Here is a 1,255-nt window from a genome sequence, read left to right on the forward strand (position 1 = left end):
AGAGACCTTACAAAACGTTTTGATTTATGAATAGGTTTCAATTTTTGAATGGGAGTGATTTCAATTGACGCCTTTAAATATTGAGAGCGTTATCAGAATAGGTTTTATCGCAAGCGTTGTATTCACAGTTTCTCTCTTCATATCAAATATAACAAGAACGTTTTATGCTTTTTTGGATAACGTTTCATAATGACAATAGAGAGCTTGCAATATAATACATTTTATATATATGAGGCGTTTATTGTTAATTTGTATTTTTTATTGCATTTCAATCTATAAAGCCGCGCTTTTAATCGACGCGGCTTTTTTAATAGGTTTATAAAATAAAAGGCGCCCTCCATGCCTCATTATTTATTGTTTTTAATATCAACAATCATCCGACCTTTATAAACCTCCTGATGATTTTTAATAGAGCTTATTTTGCTTTTTTTGTCGAGAATGGCAGTGCCATAGACTTTCCCCAAAACCTTAATCTTGTGGGAAATTTTCGCTCTATCATAAACAGAACCATAAATTTCAGCAGTGCCACTCACTCGAGCATGCCCATAGACCTCACCATAAATTTTCGCACGCTTAAAAACCATGGCATGCCCATAAACTTTCCCATAGTTACAAATATATGCAAAACCTGAAACCTGCGCATCACCATAAATCCTTGCATAACTACAAACCCAAGCGTTATAAAAAACGTGAGCATTGTCATAAATTTTTGCGAATTGAGAAATTAACACCTTTCCATAAACAAAAGCATTGCCATAGACTTGACCGCGCACGTGCGCATTATTGCGTACCCTTGCATTTTCAAAAACCCTTGCATGGCTATAAGCACAGGCATCATCATAAAGCCAGCAATTGCCTTCGTGAGAGAGATTGCTTTCCTTTTCAACAAAGCCCCCTAGATCACCAGCCTTGACATCACCAAAGTCTCTTAAAGCTTGAATACGATAAACGATTGTCACTTCTTTAGTCATTTTCTTTTTAATTTGTTTGATTTCATTCGTGAGTGTATATTTTTTAAACATAGCAAGTCCCTTCACAATTAATGTGTTTAAAAATTTGTTTGAGAGAGAGGGCGCTCCCCCACGCCCGCGGTCATTATTCCCAAGTTATGTTATGACCATGCCGTATCATAAAGAAGTTCTAGATCACCAGAAAACCATGCCGTTCCAAAAATGAGAGCATCCCCACAAACCTTGGCATGCCCATAAATTTGTGCATATCCAAAAACCCATGCCTTACCAAAAACCTTGGCATG

Annotated in this window: 1 protein-coding gene; it reads right to left on the reverse strand. The window is 36.8% G+C overall.

The window, feature by feature from the left end; all coding sequences use genetic code 11:
- Nucleotides 1-347: 347 nt before the first annotated feature.
- Nucleotides 348-1,022 (reverse strand): hypothetical protein, encoded by a 675-nt coding sequence (locus BN67_RS05835; RefSeq protein WP_019223210.1) that lies wholly within the window; start codon nt 1,020-1,022, stop codon nt 348-350.
- Nucleotides 1,023-1,255: the final 233 nt, after the last annotated feature.

This window comes from Bartonella rattaustraliani AUST/NH4 (assembly GCF_000312565.1).
Taxonomy (GTDB): Bacteria; Pseudomonadota; Alphaproteobacteria; order Rhizobiales; family Rhizobiaceae; genus Bartonella; species Bartonella rattaustraliani.